Below are 24,938 nucleotides of genomic sequence, written 5' to 3'. Positions count from 1 at the left end.
TTAATGATTAGAATTGTTCAATAGTGAATTATAATATTACAAACTGCCGTGGGCTTAACAATATTGTTAGCCAGATTTAACAGGACGTTAACTTTATCGGTTGTTCAGCTTTCTTGGGGCTGTGCCTGAAGGAATATTTCTGCCTGACCAGCCCTCATACTGAGTTGGCTGAAGCACGACAAGAATGCCATGTCTCCCACTGGTCGGAGTGACGTTCTGGGTGCTACAAAGGAAGCGGTCCTAATCAGGCCGCCGGAACACGGAGAGAATCTTATTGCCATTCACCTGAATCTGGTAGATCTCGCGGCCGTAGCTAGGTGGGTAAGGCGCAGGGTGCCAGCGGTATACCGTCATGAAGTACTTGGCTTGCTTGGGGGAAGGCACTACTTCCACACGGGCGCGCTCGGCGGGCGGCAGCAGCAAGCGGCTATTGAGCAGCACAATCGTGCGGGTGCGCAGATCAGTGCCGACCGTAATGTGGGGGCTGGCATCCTGCCGCAGAATCCAGGCCATACCCTGCCAGCCGGAAAGCCCCCAGTAGTCGCGCTCAAACAACTGGTGGGCCACAGTACCCGGCAGAAAGCTGAAGTACATATTCTGGTACGGATGGTCGCGCACCATCCGGTAAAGCGGATGCAACAGACCTAAGATCAGCAACATACCCGCCGGAACTCGCAGCAGACGGCGGGTGGAGGCGGTGGCGCGCTGCCAGCCAGCCTGCGCCGCCTGCACGCCGCGTAACGCCAGCAGCAGCCAGGCCGGATATACAAAGTAGAGATGGCGCCAGCCGTCATACAGCACCGATTGCAGCACGATGATGGCCAGCACCGGCCCCAGCAGCCAGGCCATAAACAGCGCATCGTGGCGGCCTTCGGTGGTACTCAGCCACTTAAGCGGGGCTTTTAGCGCATCGCGCAGCAACGCCCTGATGCCGATACCGGCCAGCGCCGAGTACAGCACCGGCGTGGTGACGAGGAGCCAGACCGGCACATAGTGCCACGGCAGGTGCAGTATTGAAATCTGCTGACCTAGGTACAGCGTCGATGACTCGTAGGTGTAGCGGCTGAAGTGCAGAAAGGCCGCAGCAAAGTGGCTGAGCGGGTTCTCCCACAGGTAAGGCCAGCCAAGGACAATGAACAGGGCCGACAAGGGCAAGTAAAGCAGCGCAGCAAGGGCAAAGCCGCGGCGGCGCAAAGGCCGGAAGCTAGCTTCCAGAAACAGGAAACCTAGGGTAAGCGCCGGCAGAATGATGCCCATCGAGCGCACATCGACGGCGGCGGCGGTAGCGGCGGCGTGCAGCAGGGCGCGTTGCCACGTTGGGCGCCGCAGCAAAAGCAACAGCGTGTAGATGGCCAGCGTGAAGAACGACAGGAACACCAGGTCCTTGTAGTTGTAAAACGCTTCGGCGAAAAAGCGCGGCGATGCCACCAACGCTGCCGCTCCCAGCAAACCTAGCTTCCAGCTTGCAAAGCGCCACGTGGCCAGCCGGTAGAAGACGTAAGCGCCCGCCACGAACGTGAAAAACGTGACCAGGTGCCGCATGAAGTAGATTTCACGCGTGTCGTTGACGCCGGCCACGCGCTCCAGCAGCACCAGCGGCAGTTGGAAGAACACGCCATGATCCAGGTCTTCGTTCTGGCTCATGTCGGGGATGGTGGCAAAGTTTTCCTCGCGCTTGGCTAGCTCCGGGGCCAGGTGCAGCGCCACGTACTTGGCGTTGATGATGCCGTTGAGCCGGTCAATCTGCTCGTCCCACGGCACGCCGTAGTCGCGGTGGAGCAGCACGCCCACCAGCGCGAGTAACCCAAAAAACGCGCCCACCACCCAGGGGCGCCACCGGTCAGACCTAGGTTTCCTGTACTTCGTGTTCCTCACAATCTTCATTTGCCCAAACGCTGGCGAAAGCTACGGCCATCCGTTTTACCTTGCTGTGCCGGACATTTTTTACTCCCGATTTCCGGCCGCAACCCCGCAATTATAGAGCCGTCAACGACAATTCGCGCCGTGCTAAAAACTATTCCTCGCTTCGTCTGGCCCGTGGTACTGGCGCTGGCGGCGCTCAAGCTCGTGCTGCTTATTCACCTGAACCCCGGCCTGGAGTGGAACTACGATGAGCGCCGCAATGGCCGCATTGCCGACAACTACCTGGCTGGGCGCGGCTACGTCAGCTTCGACGCGAAGCGGCAGCAGCTGCGCCCCGATTCCTTTCACGCCAGCTTTCCGGTGTTTGTGTACGTGGCCTGGCAGAACGCCGGCTTGCCCAAGCACCGCTTCACGCTGCTGGTGTTTGCGCTTACAGTGGGGACCTATCTGCTGGGTGCTTTGTATGTGCAGCGCACCCTGGCCTACTACGGCGTGGGGCCGCCGCTGGCGTGGGCGGGCGCGGGTTTGTGGGCCGTGTACCCGTCGGTGGTGTACTACGTGGGGGCTTATTTCTGGTACGAAAACCTGGCTTTGCCGCTGCTGATCGTGGTCGTATATAAGCTGTTGCGGCTGTCTGGCGGCCGGCCGCTGCGCTTGATCGATGCTCTGCTAATCGTTGGGGCCGTTCCTCTTTCGTGCCTCTTGCGGGGCTACCTGCTGGCCGTGTATGGGCTCTTGTTCGCGGCCTGGCTGCTGCTGAGCCGGCGGGCCGAACCTAGGGTGCGCCGCGCGGCGTGGAGGCTGGGTTTGCTCACGCTAGGCGTGGTTGTGTTAGCGCACCTGCCGATTCTGCAAAAGAATCATCAGCTCTTCGGGGCGTACACGCTCAGCAACCAGGCCGGGTTTGAGCTGCTGCAAGGGCATAATTCCACCACCGAAGGCCGCTTCATGTACGATTGGGACGAGCCCAAAGGCAGCTTCGACCAGTTTGTGCGAGCCAATATCCCGGGCCTCGACAGCCTGAACCAGTACCAGGAAAGTCAGGCGCGGGCGCGCCTGGCCTGGCGCTGGGTTCGTACGCACCCCGGCGCGGAGCTGCAACTCTGGCTGCGCAAAACAGCGCTGTTCTTCTCCCCCGAAAACTTCATTTCCGACGGACCACCTACTGGCTATCATCCCATAACGGCCGTAGTGCACCTGACTTTTCTGCTGGCTATCGTGCTCACCCTCATGCGCTACCGGGGTTTGCGCTTCCAGCGCCGCGACCTGTTGCTGCTGCTGCCCCTGGTCGTCGTGTGGCTGCTGAGTCTGGTGTTCTTTGTTGGTTTCCGCTGGCGCTACTTCGCCGAGCCCGCCATGCTGATGTTTCCGCTGATTATGTGGCAACGACTGCGGCGGAGTGAATGGGTGAGTAACTGAGTAAAAATACTCTGTCATCCTGAGGAACGAAGGGCCTCCCTCACTTCATCGACAAACCTAGCTAAACGCAAAAAGCTCCTAACTGACCTCATCGGTTGATTAAGAGCTTTTCGCTTTTAGGGGAGCTGTACGCTTAGGAGAGGAAGGTCCTTCGTTCCTCAGGATGACAACGATTATTCCCCGCCGTATTTGCTGTAGCCGCCACCGCCGGCGTCCATGCGCACGATGCGGGGCTGAAACGAGCCGAGCACGTCGACGAGGTCTTGCTGGTGGGCCATTACCTGATGAATGTCTTTGTACGCCATCGGGGCTTCATCGAGGCCGCCGCCGATCAGCTCTACGCCCTGGTCGCGCAGCAGGCGGCGCAGCTCGCCCTCGGTCACGCTCTGCTTGGCCTGGGTGCGCGACATGCGCCGCCCTGCCCCGTGCGAGGCCGATTGAATGGAGTCCCGCTCGCCGCGCCCGCGCACGATAAAGCCCGGCGCCGTCATCGAGCCGGGAATAATGCCGAGCACGCCTTTGCCGGCCGGCGTGGCGCCCTTGCGGTGCACAATGGCTTCGCGCCCATCAGCCAGCGTTTCTTTCCAGGCAAAATTGTGGTGGTTTTCCACCTTCGCCACCGCCTTCTCGCCCAGGGCGTTGCTCAGCCGCCGGTGAATGTCGCGGTGACAGGCCGAGGCGTAGTCGCCGGCCAGGTTCATAGCGCGCCAGTATTCCTGCCCTTCCTGGGTGTCGAGGCCGAGCCAGGCCAGGTAGCGGGCTTCCGGCGGCAGCGGGCACTTGCTCATGGCAACCTTGGTGTAGTGCTGCGCAATAGCGGCCCCAAGCCCCCGCGAGCCGCTGTGCGACAACAAACCTAGGTATTGCCCAATGGGCAAGTCCAGGTCGTTGTTTTCGGCGGTGATGTCGACCAGGCCCCACTCCACGAAGTGGTTGCCAGAACCCGACGAGCCCATTTGGTTGATGGCCGCCTCGCGCTTGCTCCGCACAATGCCGATTTCTCTGAACTCCGGCCGTTCCAGCACCGGATCATCGGTGGGGTTCTTGAACACTTCCTTGCCGCCAAAGCGGGTGTTGTTGTGCAGCATCTTCTTCAGCTCCTGGTGGTGCTGCTCCAGGTAGTGCGGGGGTAAGTCGAAGACCGACAGGGCCATGCGGCAGCCAATGTCCATGCCCACGCCGTACGGAATGACGGCATTATCAACGGCTAGCACGCCCCCGATGGGCAGGCCGTAGCCCTGGTGCGCGTCGGGCATCAGGGCGCCGTCGAGCGTGACGGGCAGCTTCATGGCCGTGTCCATCTGCTTGCGGGCGCCGTCCTCGATGAAGGCCTCGCCGTAGCGGCGGTAGTCTTTGATTTCGGGGTTGAGGCGCACGTCGCGGCTGGGGCTGGGCACAAACTGCTTGGCCAGCTCGCGCCACAGCGAGTCGCGCAGGTAGGCGTAGGGGTCTTCCTTTATTTTCTGGAGCAAAGCCAAAGCGCTGCCCTTGTCAAGGTTTTTCAGTTGCCGATCTTCCAGAATGTCCAGCGCCATACCGATGGCCGGGCCTTCGGGGTAGCCGATTTTGCGCAGGTCGTTGCCGCGCAGCTTGTTCGTTGCCATAGCAGGAGAGAGGTGGATGGTGCCTGTTGTAGCGCGAATCGGGGAACCTAGGTTATGGCTGAGCTTTGCGACACCCCCGCGAATCCGGGCCGGGCAACCTAGGTTTCTGATTTTCTTTTTCTGCGTAAGCCGACGTGTATCTTGCCGCCAAAGCGCCTGCTATGCCTTCTTCTACGCCTGTTCATGCTGCGCCGCGCACCACGGCTTCCCGGCTCAAATCCATCGTCAGCGGCTCCATCGGCAACCTGGTCGAGTGGTACGACTGGTACGTGTACTCGGCTTTTGCCCTGTACTTTGCGCCGGCCTTTTTTCCGAAAGGCAACCAAACGGCGCAGCTGCTCAACTCGGCCGCCATCTTCGCCGTGGGCTTTCTGATGCGGCCACTCGGCGGATGGCTCCTAGGGCTTTACGCCGACCGCCACGGCCGCAAAGCCGCCCTGCTGCTCTCGGTGCTGATGATGTGCGGCGGCTCGCTGCTCATTGCCCTGCTGCCGCCGTACGCCCGCATTGGGGTGTTTGCTCCCGCGCTGCTGGTGGTGGCCCGCTTGCTCCAAGGCCTGAGCGTGGGCGGCGAGTACGGCACCTCGGCCACCTACCTGAGCGAAATGGCGGGCCAGCAGCACCGGGGCTTTTTCTCCAGCTTTCAATATGTCACCCTCATTGCCGGTCAGCTGCTGGCGCTGCTGGTGCAGCTAGGTTTGCAGCAAAGCCTCACGTCCGAAGAGCTGCACGCCTGGGGCTGGCGCGTGCCATTCGTGATTGGCGCCTGCGCCGCCATCATCGCGCTGTATTTGCGCCAGCACATGGAAGAGACGGATGCCTTTGTGCAGCAGGAAGAAACGACACCCGCCCCGACCCGCGAAGCGCAACCCGGCAAGCTGCGAATCCTGCTGCAATACCCGCGCGAGGTGCTCACCGTCATCGGCCTGACCCTGGGCGGCACCATCGTGTTCTACACCTTCACCACCTACGCGCAGAAGTTTCTGGTGAATACGGCGGGCTTCACCAAAGACCAAGCAACCCTGATTTCCTTCGGGGCGCTGGCCGTGGCCATGCTGCTACAGCCGCTGGTGGGCGCGCTGTCCGACCGCACCGGGCGCCGGCCGGTGCTGCTCTTTTTTGGCGTGAGCGCCACGCTCGGTACCGTGCCCCTGATGCACCTGCTCGGGCAGACGCACGGTACCTGGCAGGCGTTCGGCTTGCTGGTAATTGCCATGATCATTATGAGCGGCTACACGGCCATCAACGCGGTAGTGAAAGCGGAGCTGTTCCCCACGGAGATTCGCGCCCTGGGCGTCGGGCTGCCGTACGCCCTGACGGTAGCGGTTTTCGGGGGCTCGGCCGAATACCTGGCTTTGCTGGCAAAGGAGCAGGGCGTCGAATCCTGGTTCTACTGGTACGTGACGGTCTGCGCGGCCATTTCGCTGGTCGTGTACCTGCGCATGCCCGATACCAAGCACACCTCACGGATGCGCCACGACTAACCTGGGTTTCGGGCTGTTAGCTGGTAGCTTTTTTTGAAGAACAAGAGCTACCAGCTAACAGCTCACCCTCCGGCGCCCCGCCTGAACAATAATCAAAAAGAGGAAATTTTCTGTTTTATATATGATAATATAAATTATTATATTTACGCTTGTTAATAAAGTACAACGCCAACCTGTTCCTATCCACCTGTTATGCATCCGCACACGCTACCCATTAGCAACAACACGCCTGCCGCGCAGGATTCGCCCCTGAAACTAACCGACCCGACGCCGCACTTGCAGCGCTGGCAGCGCAGCGAAGCCCGCCGCCGCAGCGCCCAGGCGTGGCTGCAACGCACGCTGGCGCTCGATGCGCAGGAGTGGCAGGGACTGGCAGAGTAAGCAGAAGGAAGATTGTGAGGGCACGCTTTATCAGCACGTCATTTCGACCAGCGGGAGAAATCTCGCGTGCTTGCCGCCAGAACCATGTAGAGACGCAACACTCTGCGTCTGGTAGTTGAACAATCGGAAACAACTTACCTAGATAAACAACATCAGCAACCAGGAGACGCAAAGTGTTGCGTCTCTACACCGGACAACGAAGCACGCGAGATTTCTCCCGCTGGTCGAAATGACGGTGCGGCAGCGTAATGACGTTCCAGAGCTAACCTAGGGTCGGGCGCCCATGCCGTTGATGAACGTATCGACGTAGCCCAGCAGCCGGTTTACCACCCGCTCGTACACGGTTTTGCGCTCCAGAATCCTGGGTTTCACTTCCACCATATCAATCACGTCGGTGCTCAGGGGCTTGCGCTCCGTGAACAGGTAGGTGCTGAGTAGCGCCTGAAGCTTTTCCGGGTCGAGTTGCTCTTCCCGCCGGATGGTTTCCAGGGCGTTTTGCTGCTCCTGGGCCCAGTAGTCCTCGAAAGCCTGGGGCACGGTGTCGGGGTCGGGGAGGTGGGGCAGGTTTTCGGTGATGAACTTCTGGATCAGCTCGCGCTTGCTGCGGAGCGTGGCCTCGCTGGTGAGCATGTCTAGGATGGCTTTCTGCTGCTGCTCGTCGGGCGGGGCGCCGTTCAGCTTGGCCAGCAGCCCCAGAATGTAGGCCACGTTGATTTCGTCGCGGTGAATCAGCTCCAGCTCGAAGTCCACGTCGTTCAGAATGGATTCCTTTCCCTTGGTGGTGCCGGGGCGCACTTTGTCGTAGAGGTCGAGGTACTTGCTCTTGTCGTCCTCGAATTACATCTTATCAAGAAGCAGCCTCAATTTGAAAAAGTAGGTTGAGAAGCTTCATGTCAGACTAACAATCTGGTTGAGTCCTTTGCTGTAAAAAGCTGTGACACTTAATTACAGTCGTTAGCTAGGTTTTGGTAGTTTAAACCAAAAACAAAACAGGCACTCAGTATTGCTACTAAGTGCCTGTTAATCAGTCGTGGGAGATGTAGGGTTCGAACCTACGACCCTCTGCTTGTAAGGCAGATGCTCTGAACCAGCTGAGCTAATCTCCCGTTGCTGACCGGGCTTGTGTCCCGATTGCGAGTGCAAATATGGGGGGTCTTTTCGATTCCGCAAAAAAAACTGCGACCTTCGGTAAAGATTTTTGTGGGTTGAAGGAGGTGAAAATCTCCAACCGTTTCATTACCAGATTTTTTCGTTTGCGGAGTCGCTTAAAATTTTTTTTCAAAACCGTAGTGCTGGTCCTGCTTTTGGTGGTCGGCGGCGTGTTTTTAGGCGTGTGGCTGGGAAAAGACCGCATCATCGGGCTCTTTGTCGAGGAGGTGAACCACTACCTGCGCACGCCGGTGCGGGTCAGCAAAATCGACTTGTCGCTGCTCGACCAGTTTCCTCGGGTCTCGATTACGTTGCGCGACGTGGTGGTGTCGGGCTCGCTGCCGCAGGATACAGTGCCGCTGGCGCGGGCGCGCAAGCTGTACTTTGCCTTCGATGTGTGGGATATGGTGGCAGGCCACTACCGCGTCCGGACCGTGAGCCTGGTCGATGGGCAGGTGCAGGTGCGCCTCGACGCCCAGGGCAAGCCCAACTACGACGTCATCAAGACCGGCGACGAGGCCTCGGAGGCCGGCGATGAGGGCGACGACAAGCCGTTTGCGTTTGCCCTGGAGAATATTCGGGTGCGGCGCGTAGCCGTGGAATACGCCGACCTAGGTCGGCGGCAGCGCATCACCACGCAGGTGCCCGACCTGCGCGCTACGCTTAGCCTGGCCAACAACCAGGTGGCTATTCAGGCCACGGGCACCACGCAGGTGAAAGCCATTCGGCTGGATCAGGACGAGTACGTGCGCGATAAACAACTGAAGCTGAACACCAGGATGGTCGTTGATCGGGCGCGGCGGGTGCTCACCATCCGGCCCTCCGAGCTTCAGATCGGGCCGGCGGCGTACGGCGTGGCCGGCACCGTTGACTACAGCGGGGCGACGAGCCTCGACCTGCGCTTCGATGGGCACCATACCGATGTGCAGTCGGTGGTAGCGCTGCTGCCGCCCCGCATGGCCCAGCGCTTCAGCGTGTACCGGAGCCGGGGCGAGGTGTACTTCCGTGGCTCGGTGCGCGGGCTGATGACCTCGCACCACGACCCTAGGGTGGAGGTAAACTTCGGCTGCCGCGACGCCGCCTTTTACCATGCCCGCTACGCCGAAGGCGCGGAGCACGTCTTTCTGACCGGCTCCTTCGACAACGGGAGCGAACATTCCTTCCGCACCTCCACGCTGACGCTGGCCCAGGCGCGCGGCACGCTGCAAGGCCGGCCCTTCAGCGGCGACCTGCGCTACCAGAACTTCACCGACCCCAGTATCCGGGTGAAGCTGCAAGCTGACCTCGACGTGGGCCGCTTGCTGCGCTTCTACCCCGTAGCGGCCGTGCGCGGCGGGAGCGGCCAGGCAAAGCTAGCTTTTGAGTTTGCCGGCAACCTCCGCCAGTTTCGGGCGCAGCCGGCCGCGGCGGCGGTGCAGTCGGCGGGCGAGCTGACGCTGCAAAACGTGCGGCTACAGGTGCGCGACATTGCCCAGCCGTTCTCTAACCTGAACGGCACCTTCCGCCTGCAACATAACGACGTGACGGTGCCCCTGCTCACCGGCCAGCTCGGGCGCTCCGATTTTCAGGTAAAAGGCCTGGGGAAGAATGCCCTGGGCTGGCTGCTAGTGCGCGGGCAGCCACTGGTGGCCAAAGCCGATTTCACGTCGTCGCTGCTCGATTTCGACCAGCTGCTGCGCGTGCATACGCCAGCGGCCGGCACCCGGCGCGGCCGCAAAACGGTGGTGCAAGCCAGCCCGTACGAGTTTACCGTGTCGCCCACCCTGTCGCTCGACCTGAACACGCGGGTGCGACGCGTCCGGTTCCGGCGCTTCCGTGGGCATGATCTGCGTGGCATTATTCGGGTGCACAACCAGGTGGTTTCGTCGCCGAACCTAGGTATTGCGGCTATTACCGGCTCGGCTACCGTGCGCGGCTACGTGGATGCGCGTCAGCCTAAGCTGCTGAAAGTGAGCACGACAGTGGGTTGTTCGCAGCTGCCGCTGGATAGCTTGTTTTACGTGTTCGAAGACTTCGGCCAGAAGTTTATCACGGCCCGGCACCTGCGCGGCTCGCTGACGGCTTCCGCCGAATCGGACATCTACTTGGATCGCCAGCTAACGCCTCTGACGGATCGGCTGGAGGCGGAAATCCGGGCGACGGTGCGCAACGGGGAGCTGAACAACTTTCAGCCGCTCCAGAAGCTTTCGATGATAGCCAGCCGGGAAAAGCTGCGCCACCTGCGCTTCGCCGAGCTGACCAACAACTTCTACATCCAGAGCCGGACGGTGTACTTGCCCGAGATGGAAGTGCGCTCCAACGTGCGGGCGGCCTCGGTGCTGCGCGTCACGGGCACGCACACCTTCGATCAGGTGATGGATTACCATATTTCTATTCCGCTGCTGCCGGGGCTGTTGCGGCGCAGCAGCGGCGCTCCGGTCGGACCTAGCTTGCTGCTCGCCATCCAGGGCACCGAAGATGACTTTCGGGTCAGCTACGACCGGGCACGGGTGCAGGCCAACCGCGCCAATGCCGCGGCCGCCAGCCGTCCGTTGCAGAATGCGGCGGCTAATCGCCCCGCTGGCCCGCTCGCTCCGGCACCCACAAACCCGACGGAGCCGCGTAAACTTTTTGAGGTGAAAAAGCCGGAGAAAAAAACGACGCAGCCGCAAACCGGCGAGTATTTCAACTTTTAGAGTGGGTTCGGGCTTTCGGTTGAGTTGTGCGGAGCTTCTAAAAGCTAGGTTCTACCAATGTGTCGCCCCGCTGGGGCTCGCGCAACCTAGGTTCTGAGAAGCTGTTTGAGTTAGCACGAACGAGGTAGAGCCACAACTATTGCGTCCTACCTCAAGCAGGGCTGTTTTTTAGACAGGAGACATTAGACAGGAGACATGAGAAGGGCAGATCCTTATGTCAGAACAATTCTCATGTCTAACGTCTCCTGTCTAACATTTAACATCTAACATCTCACGTCCCACTACCTCGGTAATCAACGTTTCCAACTTTTTCCCGTTAAGGAGTTCGGTTTTATCTCCCATCTCCAACCACTCCTAGCTATGAATGAGACACAAGTTCTTCAGAACTATTCCGAACCCGAAAAGACTGCTTACCTGAGCGTTATCGCCAGCCTGGCTTCCGCTGACCGTCAGGCTTCGCAGGCCGAAGTGGAGTTTTTGCAGCAACTATCCCAGGCGGCTGGCCTCTCGGCCGGAGCGACGCAGCAGGTAATTGCCGCCGCCCAGGATTCGACCAACCAGAGCGTGCAGCATAACCTCGACATGCTGCGCGGCAGCGACCTGCGTTTCTCGCTGATAACTGACCTGATCAGCTTTGCCCGCGCCGACGGAGCGTACTCCAACGACGAAGAGGCGATGGTAAATAAGATTGCCAGCTACCTGGGTATCAACCAACAGCAGCAGCAAACGCTGGAAACGGTAGTTGACCAGGCGGCGCAAGTGCCCCACGATGCCAATGATCCGGCCAAGCAAGGCTTTCTGAGCGGCATCACCGATAAGCTCAGCAGCGTCGGCATCCCGAAAGGCGCCCTGATGACTGGCCTGCTCGGCATTGCGGCCCCCATGATTCTGTCCCGCGTGATGAGCGGCGGCCGCAGCAGCGGCATGGGCGGCTTTGGCGGCGGCGGCACCATGGGCGGTCTGCTGGGCGGCGCAATGGGTGGCGGCAGCGGTATGGGTGGCCTGCTCGGCGGCCTGCTCGGCGGTGGTTTGCTCAGTGGCGTGCTCGGTGGCGGCCAATCGTCTTATCCGCAGCAAGGCACGCACGTGGGCAGCGGCGGCCTGGGTTCGCTCACCTCGATTCTGGGTGGCCTGGGCGGAGTGCCTAACTCTGCGCCCCGTAGCGCAGGCGGCGGTGGACTCGGTGGCTTGCTTGGCGGCAGTGGCATGGGCGGCCTGCTCGGCGGCTTGTTTGGCGGCCGCTAGGCTGCGCTCTAATCACTAAAGAAAGCCCGGCTGGAAGTTCCAGCCGGGCTTTCTGCTTTTAGGCTAACCTAGCTTTTACGCCGAAGCCAACAGGTATTCTTTCAACTGGGCAAAATCCGGCGCCATCCGGATGCTGCGCTTTTCCCGGTTCAGGAGCACCTCAACGGCCGATGGCAGCGCAATTTTTTCCTGGGTAATGGGTTCTACCGTGTCGTAAAACTTGACTGGGTGCGCCGTTTCCAGAAAAAAGCCTGTGTCGCCGGGGTGTTGACCTAGGTAGTCTTCCAGGGCATGATACGCCACCGCGCCATGCGGATCGAGCAGGTACTGCTGCTCATTTTTCACGCGCCGGATGGTGTCGGCCGTCGTTTCATCGGTGACGGTGTAGCCGGTGATGGTGTTTTTAATGTGCTCGTAATCAAGCTTGAATAGCTCCTGGATGCGCACGAAGTTGCTAGGGTTGCCCACATCCATGGCGTTAGAAATGGTGGGCACGGCCAGCTTCGGCTCAAATTCGCCGTTGAGCAAATACGCCGGCACCGCGTCGTTGATGTTGCAGGCCGCCACAAAGTGCTTGATCGGCAAGCCCGACTCGTAGGCGAGCAGGCCGGCACCTAGGTTGCCGAAGTTGCCGCTGGGCACGGCTACTACCGGCGGCTCGTCGCCCTGCCACTGCTGCCAGGCGTAGCAAAAGTAAAACTGCTGCGGCAGCCACCGCGCCACGTTGATGGAGTTAGCCGAGGTGAGCGCCCGCCGCTGCGTAAGCTCCTGATCCACAAAGGCCTGCTTTACCAGCTGCTGACAATCATCAAACGTCCCCTGAACTTCCAGCGCCGTGATGTTCTGACCTAGGGTCGTGAGCTGTAGTTCCTGAATCGAGCTAACCTTGCCGGCCGGGTAGAGAATCACCACCTCCACGCCTTCCACGCCAAGAAAGCCGCTGGCTACGGCGCCGCCCGTGTCGCCGGAAGTGGCAACCAGCACCGTTATGTTGCCTTCACGCTGTTGGGAGAAGTAGCCCAGGCACCGGCTCATGAAGCGCGCGCCTACGTCTTTAAAAGCCAGGGTCGGCCCGTGAAACAGCTCCAGCGTGCTGATGCGGTTGGTGATGGAAACCAGCGGAAAGTCAAAGTCTACCGTTTCGGCGCAGATTTGATGGAGCGCTTCCGCCGGAATCGTATCGCCCACGTACGGCCGAATCACCTCAAAAGCTAGGTCAGCTTTGTTCTTATGTTTCAGCTCCCGCAGAAAATCGGGCGAGAACTTCGGGATGCTTTCCGGGAAGTAGAGTCCCATGTCGGGCGCTTGCCCGGCAATCGTCGCTTGCCGGAAGTCGACGGCTGGCGCCTGCTTCTTAAGGCTGTAATACAGCATGATAGAAGGGTTGTAGCGCGAAGCTCCAGCTTCGCGTATCGTTGAACGATACTCGTTGAACTATCCCCGGCGCAAGTCGTTCAACGAGGCGCGAAGCTGGAGCTTCGCGCTACTCAATTACTCGGCTACCACGCGCACCCCTTCCGGGTTGATGGTGGTGACGTAGGTGTGAAAATCAATACCCAGGCGTGTGTAGGTCTCATCCATGCCAGCTTCCACTTGCCGGGCCGTAGCTTCATCCTGGCTAAGCATGAAGATAGACGGTCCCGAACCTGAAATGCCGCCACCCAGGGCACCAGCGCGCCTAGCTTCCAGCTTCACGTCAGCGAAACCGGGAATGAGAATGCTGCGCACTGGCTCGATGATAACGTCTTCCAACGAGCGGCCAATCAGCGCATAATCACTTTTCAGCAGGCCGGCTACCAAGCCGCCCACGTTGCCCCACTGCCGGATAGCATCCTTCAGAAGCACCTGCTTCTTGAGAATGTCGCGGGCGTCGGAGGTGCGCACTTCGATCTGTGGGTGCACTACCGTCACCCAGAGCGGTGGTGCAGCCAAGGGCACAATATCCAGCGGCTGCGTAGACCGGATAAGCGTCACGCCTCCATAGATACAAGGCGCAATGTTGTCGGCGTGCTGCACGCCGGAAGCCACTTCCTCCCCGAACATGGCAAAGCGCACCAGCTCCGCTGGCGAGTAACGGTTGCCTAGTAAATGGTTAGCGCCTACCACCGCACCCGCCGCACTGGCTGCACTCGACCCGATGCCGCTGCCTGGCATAATGGACTTGGCAATTTCCACTTCAAACCCGACTACATCCGGCGTGTCGCGCAGCAGGGCCAGCAATGCGCCGCCTGCCACGTTGCGCTCGGCTTGTGTGGGCAGGTTGTAGTCGTCTTTGTTGATGATGGTAACGCCGGGCTTGTCAGACAAGCGCATCCGCATCGTGTCGTAGGGCTCGTGTAGAGCAAAGCCGAGTACATCGAAGCCGCACACGACGTTGGCTACCGTTGCGGGTGCCAACACCGTTATCTGGCCGGAGGAAGTAGTTGAGGACATGGAAGTTGCTGATTTGGCTCACGTGCGCCTCACCTCTAGCCCCTCTCCGAAAAGGAGAGGGAACTAGCGCTAGATCTAGGTTCTCATCCGTTAGAGAGCTAGCTCTAAAATCTAAAGCTAGTTCCCCTCTCCTTTTCGGAGAGGGGCTAGGGGTGAGGCGCACCGTTAAACAGCTAAGGAGAGAGGCTGCTATTAAATCCGGGAGGCGCGCATGACGTCGGCAAATACGCCGGCGGCCGTGACGTCGGCGCCCGCGCCGGCACCTTTCACTACCAGCGGTTGCTCGGGGTAGCGGTTGGTGTAGAAGAGCACCACGTTGTCTTTGCCTTGCAGCTTGTAGAAGTCGCTGTCGGGACCGACGTGCTGAAGGCCGACCGAAGCCTTGCCATCAGCGTAGCGCGCCACAAACTTGAGCTTCTTGCCTTCGGCCGTTGCATCGTCGTAGAGGCGGCGGAAGTGCGGCTCGTGCACGGCCAATTGCTCGTAGAAGGCGGGCACATCGCCCTCCATGCACGAAGCCGGCAGGAAGCTTTCGTTGGTAATGTCGTCCATTTCCATCACCTGTCCGGCTTCGCGAGCCAGAATCAGGATCTTGCGCGCCACGTCGGTGCCACCTAGGTCGAGGCGGGGATCGGGCTCGGTGTAGCCTTCTTGCTGGGCCCGGCGCACGACTTCGGCAAACGGCACGGTGCCGTCGTAGTTGTTGAACACAAAGTTGAGCGTACCCGACAGCACCGCCTCGATGCGGTGCACCACGTCGCCGCTACGCAGCAGGTCGTTCAGCGTACCGATAACGGGTAAGCCAGCACCTACGTTGGTTTCGAATAAGAAGGCTGCGTTGTAGCCCCGGGCCAGCGCTTTCAGGTTGGCATACGAAGCATAAGGAGAGGAGCATGCCACCTTGTTACACGCCACCACCGACACGCTTTTCTCCAGCACCGATGCGTACGTTTTGGCTACGTCGGCACTGGCCGTTACATCCACGAAGATGCTGTTGCGTAGGTTCTTGGTTCGCACCATTTCCACAAACGCATCGAGCTGCATCGGCTCGCCGTCAGCCAGGGTTTCCGACCAGGTAGCTAGGTTTAATCCTTCATCGCTGGCTGCGAACGTTTTGCTGTTCGCAATGGCCACTACCCGCACCTGCAAGCGCAGCTTTTCCAGCAAATAAGCTTCCTGTTGGGCAAGCTGCTCCAGCAGCTTACTGCCCACATTGCCAATGCCGACAATGAACAGGTTAACCTGCTTATAAGCCGTTTCAAAAAAGGCTTCGTGCAGCACGTTGATGGCTTTGCGCACGTCACTGGCCCGGATGACCGTCGAGATATTACGCTCCGACGAGCCCTGGGCAATAGCTCTGATATTCACGCCGTTGGTGCCAAGGGCGGCAAATTTCCGGCCGCTGATGCCGGGGTGGTTCTTCATGTTTTCGCCCACTACCGCCACAATAGCTAGGTCGCGCTCCAACTGCACGGGCTCTAGCTTGTGCACGGCAATTTCGGGCGCAAACTCAGTATTTGCCGCATTCTGCGCGCGCTCAGCATCGAGGGCGCTGATAGCCACCGAAATTGAATGCTCGGAGGAGCTTTGCGTAATCAGCACCACGTTGATCTGCTCCCGCGATAGGGCTTCAAACAACCGCTTTGAGAAGCCCGGCACACCTACCATGCCGCTGCCTTCCAGGCTCAGCAAAGCTAGGTTGCCCATGCTTGAAATGCCGCGCACCACGTTTTGGCTCGGGGGCGGCGTTACTTCTACCAACGTGCCGTAGTCGTCGGGCGCAAATGTGTTCTTGATCCAGAGCGGAATACCGCGGTGCATCACCGGATGAATGGTGGGCGGGTACAGCACCTTCGCGCCGAAGTGCGAAAGCTCCATGGCCTCCTGGTAGGAAATGTGCGGAATAGACCGGGCCGTCGATACCAGGCGCGGGTCGGCCGTCATCATGCCACTCACGTCGGTCCAGATTTCCAGTGAGCTAGCATTCAAGGCTGCCGCGAACAGGGCGGCGCTGTAGTCGGAGCCGCCCCGACCTAGGGTTGTGGTGGTGCCGGCGCCATCGGAGGCAATAAAGCCCGGCACCACGTACAGGGGTTGTGGCGAGGCGGCCACAAAATCAGCAATCTGGGTGTAAGTGGTAGCTAGGTCGACCTCCGCGAAGCCGAAGCGGCTGTTGGTGCGAATCAGCTCGCAGCTGTTTTTCCATTGGTGCGGAATACCTAGGGCCTGCAAACGGGCCGCTACCAGCGACGACGACACAAACTCGCCGAAGCTCATAATGCGGTCGAGGGTGCGGGTAGAAAGCTCGCCCAGCAGAAACACGCCGTCGCAGATGCCTTCCAACTCGTTGCACTTCTTCTTGACCAAACTGAGCGCCGCGCTTTGGTTGGCCACCGGAATCAGGGCTTTGGCTGTTTCGAGGTGGCGTTCCTCGATCTGGCGGAGCTTGTCTTTGTAGGATTCCTGCCCGGCGGCAGCTAGGGTACCAGCCTCAATGAGGGCGTCGGTAATGCCGCCAAGGGCGGAGACTACTACTACGGTGGTGTCTTTCTGGGCTGCGGCTACTACTACCCGTACTACTTTGTTGATATTCTCTGCGTTGGCTACCGATGTGCCCCCGAATTTTAAAACCTGCATACAAACGCGGTTGGTGAACTAAGGATGAAAAGCAGCAGAAGTGTATTTCAGCACTTTCTGGCGGGGTGGGCCGGATTGCGGCACCATATTAGGGCATTTTTGAACAAATCCGGTACTCCAAGGGCAGAAAACCAGCGAACTACCGGGAACGGGAGACGCTGGCAGTCGTGTTAGAATCTGTACCTTTGCATTCTAAATACAATTCTCTGAAGGCACTATGCTAGATAAACTGGAGGCCATTCGCCAGCGCTACGAAGACGTAAACGAACAGCTCATGCAGCCCGAGGCAATGAGCGACATGAAGCGCTACAAGGCCCTCAATAAAGAGTTTAAAGACCTCGGCAAGATCGTAGCCGAGTATCGCAACTATCAGCAGGTACTCTCCAATATCGAGGGTGCCCGTGAAGTCATTGCTACGGAAAAAGATGAAGACTTCCGCGAGATGGCGAAGGCTGAGCTCGACGAGCTGGTGCCGGAGCAGGAGCGGTTGGAAGCAGTGATTAAAGACTTACTCATCCCAAAAGACCCCAACGATTCCAAGGACGTCATCATGGAAATCCGGGCTGGAGCTGGCGGCGACGAAGCGGCTATTTTCGCCGGCGACTTGCAGCGCATGTACATGCGCTACGCTGAAAAGCATGGTCTGCGTATGGACCTGATTGACGCTACGGAAGGTACTTCGGGCGGCTATAAGGAAATTGTGCTGTCGCTGAAGGGTGAAGATGTATATGGCAAGCTGAAGTTTGAGTCGGGCGTACACCGCGTGCAGCGCGTGCCGGCCACTGAAACCCAAGGCCGCATTCACACCTCGGTAGCCTCTATCGTGGTGATGCCGGAAGCGGAGGAGCTAGATATCCAGCTGGATATGAATGACATCCGCAAGGACCTGTTCATGTCATCGGGCCCCGGTGGTCAGTCCGTAAACACGACGTATTCGGCCGTGCGCCTCACGCACATCCCGACTGGTCTGGTGGCCCAGTGCCAGGACCAGAAGTCGCAGCTCAAGAACTTCGACAAGGCGTTGCAGGTACTCCGCTCGCGCATCTACGAGATTGAGCTGGCGAAGAAGAACGAAGCCGAAGGTGCCCAGCGCAAGAGCATGATCGGCGGCGGCGACCGTTCAGATAAAATCCGTACCTACAACTACCCGCAAGGCCGCGTTACCGACCACCGCATCGGCCTAACAGTGTACAACTTGTCGAGTGTGATGGACGGCAACATTGACGAGTTTGTAGAGCAGTTGCGTATCGCCGAGAGCGCCGAGCGTTTGAAGGAAGGCGTAGCGTAAGCGTAGAAAGTGTAGCGTGCGCCGCATCATCGAAGTACTTTCGGTGGTGCGGCGCACGTTTGTGTTCAGGTTCTCTTATTTGTTGCGCGGCCTGATTGGTGCAGCGTAACTTACTACCTAGGTCTGGTTTATGCGCTACTTTTTACCCGTTCTATTTCTCTTTGCCTGCGCGCTTTGCCTGCTGCCCGGCTGCGAGCCGAAAGAAGACATCGTTACAAAAGATGGCGGAGCCAAGCTAGCATTCTCGACGGATACTGTCTTCTTCGACACGGTATTCGTGCAGACGGGCTCCGTAACGAAGCGGCTTTGGGTGTACAACCGCAACAATCGGGCAGTGAAGGTAGAGCAGATAGGGCTAGGTGCACCGACCAACTCGCCTTATACGCTCATCATTGGTGGGCAACAAGGCACTGCCGTGCAGAACGTTGAGATTCGCGGCAAGGACAGCTTGCTGGTGTTGGTACGCACAAGCATTACGCCGGGGCAGGAGGATAAACCCTTTGTAGTGGAAGACCAGCTGCGCTTTCGTACGAACGGCAATGATCAGGACGTGAAGCTGTTGGCGTATGGCCAGAATGCTTATTTTCACCGTGGCCTTGAGTACGTAGCCTGCAACAGTGTTTGGCGCAGCGATAAGCCACACGTTGTATTAGACACTGTGGCTGTCGGGCAGGGCTGTACACTTACTATCGCGGCCGGGAGCCGAGTGTACTTTCACGCCAATGCGGCTATTGTGGTGCAAGGTCGGCTATTAGTAAATCCGGATTTTAATCCGGGCACAGATTCAGTCGGCGAGAACAACCCCAACATCGTGCGCTTTGCCGGCGACCGGCGCGAACCGTACTACAACGATATTCCAGGTCAGTGGCGTGGTATTCAGTTCGATGCGACGAGTCGAAACAATGTGGTGCGTTATGCTGAGATAAAAAACGCTTCCTTCGGCTTGCTCATTTTCAATCCTAAGAACCTAGCTCATCCAAAAGTAAGGGTTGAAAATACGGTCATTAAGAATATATCGGGGGCTGCCATTTCCTTTGCTAATGGTAAAGAAGGCTTCGACGGCGCGGGTATCTTCGGAATCAGCGGCGACTTCGACCTGGTAAATACGGTGCTGACTAACTGCGGCGAGTACGCCATCAGAGCCATAGGTGGCGGCGAGTACAACCTGAACTTTTGCACTGTTGCTAACTATACACCACAGTTTAAGCGCGAAACTGCCTCGCTTCGCTTCAGCAACGCGTCCTTTTTGCAGGAGGTAAAAGACCCATTGCCCATGCGAATTGATATTCGCAACTCGATCATTTGGGGGATTAATTCGGGGTTTGTAAAGGATGAGCTGCTTTTTGAAGGGAGCGACAACTACAAGAATAGCCTCAGCGTCCGTAATAGTCTGCTTCGTACCACCGCCTACCAGGCTGCTACCGACGCACCTGACAAGCCCGGCCTAGGTCGCGCCGACTACCAGAACGTGCTGAACCAACCGCCTAACTTCAAGCGCGCCTCCGACAGCGAAATTCCGGCCTATGACAAGCTTGATTTTCGTCTTAACACGCCTTCGCCGGCCAGCAACCGCACCGCTTACGAGTCCATCATCGCCCGCGACTTGCGCAACAATCTACGCGACCCGAAGCTGCCCGACTTAGGTGCCTACGAGCAGGTAAACCCCTAAGCAAGTAACAGAGTAAAGGAGTAACTGAGCAATATCCTGAACAGATCACTCAGTTACTCTTTACTCCGTTACACTTTTATGATTTGGCTTCAAAAAAGATTGCGCTTGCCGGCGGTGCGTCGGGGCTTTCACCTCATCACCGACCTGCTCACGGCCGAACTGCCGGAGCTAGAACAGATTAAGGTAGGAACGGCGCACTTCTTCATTCAGCACACCTCCGCGAGTCTGAGCATCAACGAGAATGCCGACCCCACTGTGCGCCATGATTTCGAGGAGTTCTTCAACCGCACGGCACCCGAGAATGCGCCGTACTTTCACCATAACTCAGAAGGTCCGGATGATATGCCAGCGCATCTAAAAGCTGCCATGCTAGGTACTTCCGTCACGATTCCTATCACGAATGGGCAGCTAGCCCTAGGTACCTGGCAAGGCGTGTACCTAGGTGAGCACCGTAACCACGGCGGGCGGCGCTGGGTGGTTGCTACGCTGATGGGGCAACAGTAGGCTTCGCAGAAAAGTATGCGCCGCTTTTACTGCGCTTGTACCCGAACGGCAGCCGAATAGCGAAGCGTATCGAACAGGATCAGCTTCTGCACGCCATTCACTTGGTAATTGTTCAGCAGGCCCTGAGCAGCCCGCAGAAGTAGGTCTTTACGTGAGAAGAACAAAGCATTGTTCTGGCTAAGCGTTGCCGTTACCTCGCGCACACCTTGCGGATCAGAAAGCACCGTCAGCCGCTCCACGGCGTTTTCAACGTCAGGTTTGCGCCTGTAGGTTTGTCGCTGTAAACCACCGGCAACTTGCACGGGCGGCTCAATGGTGTACGCTCCACGCAAAGCCGACTTGTTGATGTCGGCCTGATAGAAGAGCTGCAGCTCCTTGCGCCAATCGGTGTGGGGAACCTTAGCGGTTTCCTGCTGCCCGGTCCGTAGCTGCACCTGCTTCACCACTACCGGGTTGCGGCGGCTGAGTAGCTGCGTCTGCGTGTCCAGGAACCCCTTCAGATCGAAGTACAGTGGCTTGCGCCTAGCCGCTGCTGACTGACTGGCACCACCGTCGGAATCGCACGCGGCAACGGCTACTAGCAGCAGACCTAGCAGCCAGCAGTTACGCATTAGCAGCTAGGTTTAAAACAGGAGCGGGCTGCAACAACGACTGGCCGTTCATCTCAGCCGGCTGCGGAATGCCCATCAAGGCCAGCACCGTCGGGGCAATGTCACCTAGCTTGCCATCAGCCAGCGTACCACGGTAATCGTTATCCGCCAAGATGCAGGGCACCAGGTTAGTAGAGTGGGCCGTGTTAGGCGAGCCGTCCGGGTTAAGCATCACGTCCGCGTTGCCGTGGTCGGCGATGATGATGCAGGCGTAATTGCTGGCCAGAGCCGCTTCTACCACGTCCTGGGCGCAGGCATCTGTGGTTTCGACTGCTTTTACCACCGCATCAAAGACGCCCGTATGGCCCACCATGTCGGGGTTAGCGAAGTTGAGCACCACGAAATCCGCGGATTTCTGCTGTAGCTCCGGCACCAGGGCGTCGCGCAGGTCGCCGGCGCTCATTTCGGGTTGCAAGTCGTACGTAGCAACTTTGGGTGAAGCACGCATAATGCGGTTTTCGCCCTCAAACTCATTTTCGCGGCCACCCGAGAAGAAGAACGTAACGTGCGGGTACTTTTCAGTTTCGGCAATGCGAATCTGTGTCTTGTGATGCGCCGCTAATACTTCGCCCAATGTATTTTCCAGGTTGTCCTTGTCGAAAATCGGGGTGACGCCAGCGAACGTGGCGTCGTAGTTCGTCATGGTCAGGTAGTGCAGGTTCAGGCGGTGCATCTGGAAGGCGTGGAAATCCTGCTGCGTCAGGGCCTGCGTGATTTCCCGGCCCCGGTCGGTGCGGAAGTTAAAGCAAAGCACCACGTCGCCTTCCTGGATGGTGGCCAAAGGTTGCCCATCAGCACCTACCTTCACGATTGGCTTCATAAACTCATCGGTCACGCCCTCTTTATAGGAGTCGAGCATGGACTGAATCAGGTTCTGCGAAGGCGTGCCTTTGCCGTTTACCAGCAAGTCGTAGGCTACTTTCACCCGTTCCCAGCGGTTGTCGCGGTCCATGGCGTAGTAGCGGCCCACGATAGAGGCAATCTTGCCGCCGTTGCGCTCCAGGTGTTTTTCCAGGTCGTTCACGTAGCCGACGCCGCCCTTAGGATCCGTGTCGCGGCCATCGGTGAAGGCGTGAATGAATACTTTATGTACATCTGCGTCGTGGGCCAGCGTACAAAGTGCTTTAAGATGGTCGATGTGGGAGTGAACACCACCATCCGAGAGCAGGCCCATCAGGTGCAGGGTCTTACCGTTGGCTTTGGCGTAGTCGAAGGCTTTGGTCAGCGCTGGGATGGTACCTAGCTTCCGTTCCCGGATGGACTTGTTAATACGCACCAGATCTTGGTACACCACCCGGCCGGCGCCAATATTCATGTGGCCAACTTCGGAGTTGCCCATCTGGCCTTCCGGCAAACCCACTGCTTCGCCAGAAGCCTGTAGCCGGCTGTGGGGAAAACGTTGGATAAGCGAATCGAAAAACGGCGTTTTAGCATGATCAATGGCAGAAATCTCCTTGTTCTGCCCAAGACCCCAACCGTCCAAAATTACCAGCAATACCTGTTTGTTCATGACTGCAAAGATAGGCGGTGCGCCCGGAATGACTGCATTTCGTCTGTGTACGTTCAGTGTAACTTAAGGTAGAATAAATTGTGCGGTAACCTTTTTTTATAATCAGTAGTTGGCATAATTTTAGCAAACGATATGACGCATTCTCTACTCTAGTATGAAACCTACTTTATTACAAACCCTTGCCATTGCGTGGCTGATGCTGCTGTCCGTAGTTGTTCAGGCCCAGGGTGAGGCATTTGGGCCTCTCGGCGGTGCGATCCGTAACGGTTCGTCCAAAGATCTGGCTCAATATTTCAGTTCCTCTGTCGAGTTAGGCTTCGATGGCGACAAGCAAAGCTACAGCGCCACCCAGGCTGAATTCGTGATGAAAGACTTCTTTGCCAAGAATCCACCGGCTACTTTCGACTTTATCCACTACGTTAATGGCGCCGAAGGTGCGAAGCTGGCGGTGGGCAAGTACAACGGCAAAAATGGGGCATACCGCGTGTTTGTGAAGGTAAAGCCCGATCATGGCACGCTGGTCATTGATGCCATTGACTTCACCAAAGGCGGAGAGTAAATCTTGATCCTAATAGTAGCTGTTTGATATAGAAGCACTTACCAACGACTGACAGCTATTGCTTCACTCGCCTTTCTATTCTTATAGCCTGAAAAAAGGTCCCGGCGGAAGTCGGGGCCTTTTTCTATTTTTGCATCGTGCAAAACACCTCCTATCTTACACCAGAAGCGCTTTCTACCTTCATCCGTGCGGCTTTGGCCGAAGACGTCGGAAATGGTGACCACTCATCGTTAGCGGCCATCCCGGCCGAAGCCCGCAACCGCGCCAAACTCCTGGTGAAAGGCGAAGGGGTGCTGGCCGGTGTAGAGCTGGCGCAGCTGATCTTTCGGGAGGTAGATGCGACCCTAGGTATGGAGCAGCTGCTCGCCGATGGGACCCGCGTAAAATACGGTGATGTAGCTTTTATCGTAGAAGGACCCGCCCGTAGCATTCTGACGGCGGAGCGCCTAGTGCTCAACTGCATGCAGCGCATGAGCGGCATTGCCACTCACACGGCCTACCTCACGACCTTGCTAGGTGATACGCACGCCAGACTGCTCGACACCCGAAAAACCACTCCTAATTTTCGGATTTGCGAGAAATGGGCGGTACTCATCGGGGGCGGCGTGAATCATCGCTACGGCTTGTTCGACATGATTATGCTCAAGGACAACCACGTAGACTATGCCGGTGGTATTCGGGCGGCTATTGAAGCAACGCATGCTTATCTGGCGCGTACGAACCGTGACCTAGGTATCGTCATTGAAACCCGGACACTGGCCGAGGTGCAGCAGGTACTGGAAACGGGTGGCGTCGACCGGATTATGCTGGACAATATGCCCGCCGAGCAGCTGCGCGAGGCAGTGGCCTTGATAAACGGCCGGTTCCCGACGGAAGCCTCTGGTGGCATCACGGAGCAGACGATTGCCGCCATAGCCGCCAGCGGCGTAGACTACATTTCCGTGGGGGCCCTGACGCACTCCGCCGGCATTCTGGACCTGAGCCTGAAAGCGTTTTAAATGTGCTGATTCATGAACGTGTTGATGTCCTGATTGTACCTAGGTAGCGGTTATTTATTCCCGGTAAGTCCCATCAGCACATCAGTAAGTCAACACAGTAGCCCATCAACACACCAGCCTTTAAGAAATCAGTACATCAACTATGATGCAGCCTAATCAACGTGGATTCCGGCAGGCGCAAGGGCCTTCTCCTCTCGCTATCCGGACCAAGAAATATCAGCTTGACACAAATACATACACCCGCATGGCCATGGCGCAAGTATGGCGCAAGGAGTGGCCATATGCCCTTATTCCGCTGGCGCTGGGGCTAGCTCCGGCACTCATCTGGCACTCGTGGTGGTGGGTGCTGCTAGCTATTGTGCTGGTGTTGCTGTTTGTGCTGCTGCGTTCGGCTCAGATAACCGGCGTAACGCAGATGGAGCAAAGCAAGCCGCTGTTTGAGCGCCTGAGCTATGAAATCGATCAGCGCCAGATCCTGATGCGCCGTAATGAGCGGGAAGGCATGAACCTGACCTGGGATATGATTGCGCGGGCCGTGCGCGAGCCGGATGCGTTTGTGCTGTACCTGAAGCAGGGCGAAGCGCCGGCAGAGCTAGCCGGCTGGCGTCGTTGGATAGCCACCACGTTCGATGTGCCGGTATTCTTGCACCTGCCGCTGCGCATCTTCAACTCGCCGAACGATATCAAGCTGTTCGACTCGATGCTGCGGCGCAAGAGCTTGCTGCCTGCCATTGAGGCTACGGCTGGGTCAACGCCCGCGTAACTTTCAAGCGACACGGGTGGTATCTCTAACTGGTTGAATGGCTGAATAGCAGACAACGACAAGTTGCACCTAGCTTTATTCGCTAGTTAACGCCCGACCACTGAATA

Annotated in this window: 18 protein-coding genes, 1 tRNA gene and 1 pseudogene; 11 read left to right on the top strand and 9 right to left on the bottom strand. The window is 58.2% G+C overall.

Annotated features, from left to right (window positions below; translation table 11 throughout):
• Positions 1-240 precede the first annotated feature (240 nt).
• On the bottom strand, positions 241-1,884 hold the full coding sequence (locus IEX74_RS05710; protein ID WP_188811975.1) for a hypothetical protein: 1,644 nt from the start codon (positions 1,882-1,884) through the stop codon (positions 241-243).
• A 120-nt stretch (positions 1,885-2,004) separates the two neighbouring features.
• Between IEX74_RS05710 and IEX74_RS05705 the strand changes: the two genes are divergently transcribed.
• Entirely contained in the window at positions 2,005-3,282 is a 1,278-nt protein-coding gene (locus IEX74_RS05705) for a TgpA N-terminal domain-containing protein (RefSeq protein WP_188811972.1), read from the top strand.
• A 173-nt stretch (positions 3,283-3,455) separates the two neighbouring features.
• On the opposite strand, the gene IEX74_RS05700 is transcribed toward IEX74_RS05705, so the two are convergent.
• Complete coding sequence (locus tag IEX74_RS05700) at positions 3,456-4,886, bottom strand: RtcB family protein (RefSeq protein ID WP_188811970.1); 1,431 nt, start codon at positions 4,884-4,886, stop codon at positions 3,456-3,458.
• A 161-nt stretch (positions 4,887-5,047) separates the two neighbouring features.
• On the opposite strand from IEX74_RS05700, the gene IEX74_RS05695 reads away from it, so the two are divergent.
• Both IEX74_RS05695 and IEX74_RS05690 read left to right on the top strand, forming a co-directional pair.
• Positions 5,048-6,370 carry an MFS transporter gene (locus IEX74_RS05695; protein ID WP_188811968.1) on the top strand — a complete coding sequence of 441 codons (1,323 nt, stop codon included), beginning with the start codon at positions 5,048-5,050 and terminating at the stop codon, positions 6,368-6,370.
• 192 nt (positions 6,371-6,562) lie between these two features.
• Complete coding sequence (locus IEX74_RS05690; RefSeq protein WP_188811966.1) at positions 6,563-6,751, top strand: hypothetical protein; 189 nt, start codon at positions 6,563-6,565, stop codon at positions 6,749-6,751.
• A 267-nt stretch (positions 6,752-7,018) separates the two neighbouring features.
• On the opposite strand, the pseudogene IEX74_RS05685 reads toward IEX74_RS05690, so the two are convergent.
• A pseudogene (locus IEX74_RS05685) lies at positions 7,019-7,576 on the bottom strand (type I restriction endonuclease subunit R, EcoR124 family); the annotation flags it as partial.
• A gap of 206 nt (positions 7,577-7,782) precedes the next feature.
• Positions 7,783-7,857, bottom strand: a tRNA-Val gene (locus tag IEX74_RS05680).
• 183 nt (positions 7,858-8,040) lie between these two features.
• Between IEX74_RS05680 and IEX74_RS05675 the strand changes: the two genes are divergently transcribed.
• Together IEX74_RS05675 and IEX74_RS23335 are read left to right on the top strand one after the other, a co-directional pair.
• Positions 8,041-10,575: an AsmA family protein gene (locus IEX74_RS05675; protein WP_188811962.1), complete on the top strand. Its 2,535-nt coding sequence runs from the start codon at positions 8,041-8,043 to the stop codon at positions 10,573-10,575.
• Between the two features lie 360 nt (positions 10,576-10,935).
• Positions 10,936-11,820, top strand: a complete 885-nt coding sequence (locus IEX74_RS23335) for a TerB family tellurite resistance protein (protein ID WP_188811960.1) — start codon at positions 10,936-10,938, stop codon at positions 11,818-11,820.
• A 75-nt stretch (positions 11,821-11,895) separates the two neighbouring features.
• On the opposite strand, the gene thrC is transcribed toward IEX74_RS23335, so the two are convergent.
• The 3 genes from thrC to thrA all read right to left on the bottom strand — a co-directional run bounded on the left by thrC (position 11,896) and on the right by thrA (position 16,890).
• Positions 11,896-13,194 (bottom strand): threonine synthase, encoded by a 1,299-nt coding sequence (gene thrC / locus IEX74_RS05665; RefSeq protein WP_188811958.1) that lies wholly within the window; start codon positions 13,192-13,194, stop codon positions 11,896-11,898.
• Positions 13,195-13,311: 117 nt separating this feature from the next.
• On the bottom strand, positions 13,312-14,253 hold the full coding sequence (locus tag IEX74_RS05660) for a homoserine kinase (RefSeq protein WP_188811956.1): 942 nt from the start codon (positions 14,251-14,253) through the stop codon (positions 13,312-13,314).
• Between the two features lie 192 nt (positions 14,254-14,445).
• Positions 14,446-16,890 carry a bifunctional aspartate kinase/homoserine dehydrogenase I gene (gene thrA / locus IEX74_RS05655; protein WP_188811954.1) on the bottom strand — a complete coding sequence of 815 codons (2,445 nt, stop codon included), beginning with the start codon at positions 16,888-16,890 and terminating at the stop codon, positions 14,446-14,448.
• 217 nt (positions 16,891-17,107) lie between these two features.
• On the opposite strand from thrA, the gene prfA reads away from it, so the two are divergent.
• The 3 genes from prfA (at position 17,108) to IEX74_RS05640 (ending at position 20,351) form a co-directional block, all read left to right on the top strand.
• Positions 17,108-18,178, top strand: a complete 1,071-nt coding sequence (gene prfA, locus IEX74_RS05650; protein ID WP_188811952.1) for a peptide chain release factor 1 — start codon at positions 17,108-17,110, stop codon at positions 18,176-18,178.
• A gap of 130 nt (positions 18,179-18,308) precedes the next feature.
• On the top strand, positions 18,309-19,847 hold the full coding sequence (locus tag IEX74_RS05645) for a hypothetical protein (RefSeq protein ID WP_188811949.1): 1,539 nt from the start codon (positions 18,309-18,311) through the stop codon (positions 19,845-19,847).
• A 78-nt stretch (positions 19,848-19,925) separates the two neighbouring features.
• A complete protein-coding gene (locus tag IEX74_RS05640; protein ID WP_229755128.1) occupies positions 19,926-20,351 on the top strand; it encodes a secondary thiamine-phosphate synthase enzyme YjbQ in 426 nt (141 codons plus the stop codon).
• A 26-nt stretch (positions 20,352-20,377) separates the two neighbouring features.
• On the opposite strand, the gene IEX74_RS05635 is transcribed toward IEX74_RS05640, so the two are convergent.
• A complete protein-coding gene (locus tag IEX74_RS05635; protein WP_188811947.1) occupies positions 20,378-20,962 on the bottom strand; it encodes a hypothetical protein in 585 nt (194 codons plus the stop codon).
• Entirely contained in the window at positions 20,955-22,511 is a 1,557-nt protein-coding gene (gene gpmI / locus IEX74_RS05630) for a 2,3-bisphosphoglycerate-independent phosphoglycerate mutase (RefSeq protein ID WP_188811945.1), read from the bottom strand. Before gpmI ends, IEX74_RS05635 begins: the two co-directional genes overlap by 8 nt.
• 154 nt (positions 22,512-22,665) lie before the next feature.
• Between gpmI and IEX74_RS05625 the strand changes: the two genes are divergently transcribed.
• The 3 genes from IEX74_RS05625 to IEX74_RS05615 all read left to right on the top strand — a co-directional run bounded on the left by IEX74_RS05625 (position 22,666) and on the right by IEX74_RS05615 (position 24,831).
• Positions 22,666-23,070, top strand: a complete 405-nt coding sequence (locus IEX74_RS05625) for a DUF4783 domain-containing protein (RefSeq protein ID WP_188811943.1) — start codon at positions 22,666-22,668, stop codon at positions 23,068-23,070.
• 137 nt (positions 23,071-23,207) lie between these two features.
• A complete protein-coding gene (nadC, locus tag IEX74_RS05620; protein WP_188811941.1) occupies positions 23,208-24,068 on the top strand; it encodes a carboxylating nicotinate-nucleotide diphosphorylase in 861 nt (286 codons plus the stop codon).
• A gap of 142 nt (positions 24,069-24,210) precedes the next feature.
• The gene (locus IEX74_RS05615) at positions 24,211-24,831 is read left to right on the top strand and encodes a YcxB family protein (RefSeq protein ID WP_188811939.1); all 621 of its coding nucleotides are present in this window, start codon (positions 24,211-24,213) and stop codon (positions 24,829-24,831) included.
• Positions 24,832-24,938: the final 107 nt, after the last annotated feature.

The organism is Hymenobacter cavernae (assembly GCF_014641455.1).
Classification (GTDB): domain Bacteria; phylum Bacteroidota; class Bacteroidia; order Cytophagales; family Hymenobacteraceae; genus Hymenobacter; species Hymenobacter cavernae.
The sequence above is the reverse complement of the archived record's forward strand: the minus strand, read 5'-3'. Positions and strand labels throughout refer to the sequence as shown.

What these genes read in the sequence shown, in the direction of transcription:
- IEX74_RS05695 (WP_188811968.1), top strand. Translation starts at nt 5,048, where the DNA reads ATGCCTTCTTCTACGCCTGTTCATGCTGCGCCGCGCACCACGGCTTCC.
- IEX74_RS05635 (WP_188811947.1), bottom strand. Translation starts at nt 20,962, where the DNA reads ATGCGTAACTGCTGGCTGCTAGGTCTGCTGCTAGTAGCCGTTGCCGCG.
- IEX74_RS05645 (WP_188811949.1), top strand. Translation starts at nt 18,309, where the DNA reads ATGCGCTACTTTTTACCCGTTCTATTTCTCTTTGCCTGCGCGCTTTGC.
- thrA (WP_188811954.1), bottom strand. Translation starts at nt 16,890, where the DNA reads ATGCAGGTTTTAAAATTCGGGGGCACATCGGTAGCCAACGCAGAGAAT.
- IEX74_RS05625 (WP_188811943.1), top strand. Translation starts at nt 22,666, where the DNA reads ATGAAACCTACTTTATTACAAACCCTTGCCATTGCGTGGCTGATGCTG.
- prfA (WP_188811952.1), top strand. Translation starts at nt 17,108, where the DNA reads ATGCTAGATAAACTGGAGGCCATTCGCCAGCGCTACGAAGACGTAAAC.
- IEX74_RS05660 (WP_188811956.1), bottom strand. Translation starts at nt 14,253, where the DNA reads ATGTCCTCAACTACTTCCTCCGGCCAGATAACGGTGTTGGCACCCGCA.
- gpmI (WP_188811945.1), bottom strand. Translation starts at nt 22,511, where the DNA reads ATGAACAAACAGGTATTGCTGGTAATTTTGGACGGTTGGGGTCTTGGG.
- IEX74_RS05690 (WP_188811966.1), top strand. Translation starts at nt 6,563, where the DNA reads ATGCATCCGCACACGCTACCCATTAGCAACAACACGCCTGCCGCGCAG.
- thrC (WP_188811958.1), bottom strand. Translation starts at nt 13,194, where the DNA reads ATGCTGTATTACAGCCTTAAGAAGCAGGCGCCAGCCGTCGACTTCCGG.
- IEX74_RS23335 (WP_188811960.1), top strand. Translation starts at nt 10,936, where the DNA reads ATGAATGAGACACAAGTTCTTCAGAACTATTCCGAACCCGAAAAGACT.
- IEX74_RS05700 (WP_188811970.1), bottom strand. Translation starts at nt 4,886, where the DNA reads ATGGCAACGAACAAGCTGCGCGGCAACGACCTGCGCAAAATCGGCTAC.
- IEX74_RS05710 (WP_188811975.1), bottom strand. Translation starts at nt 1,884, where the DNA reads ATGAAGATTGTGAGGAACACGAAGTACAGGAAACCTAGGTCTGACCGG.
- IEX74_RS05615 (WP_188811939.1), top strand. Translation starts at nt 24,211, where the DNA reads ATGATGCAGCCTAATCAACGTGGATTCCGGCAGGCGCAAGGGCCTTCT.
- IEX74_RS05640 (WP_229755128.1), top strand. Translation starts at nt 19,926, where the DNA reads ATGATTTGGCTTCAAAAAAGATTGCGCTTGCCGGCGGTGCGTCGGGGC.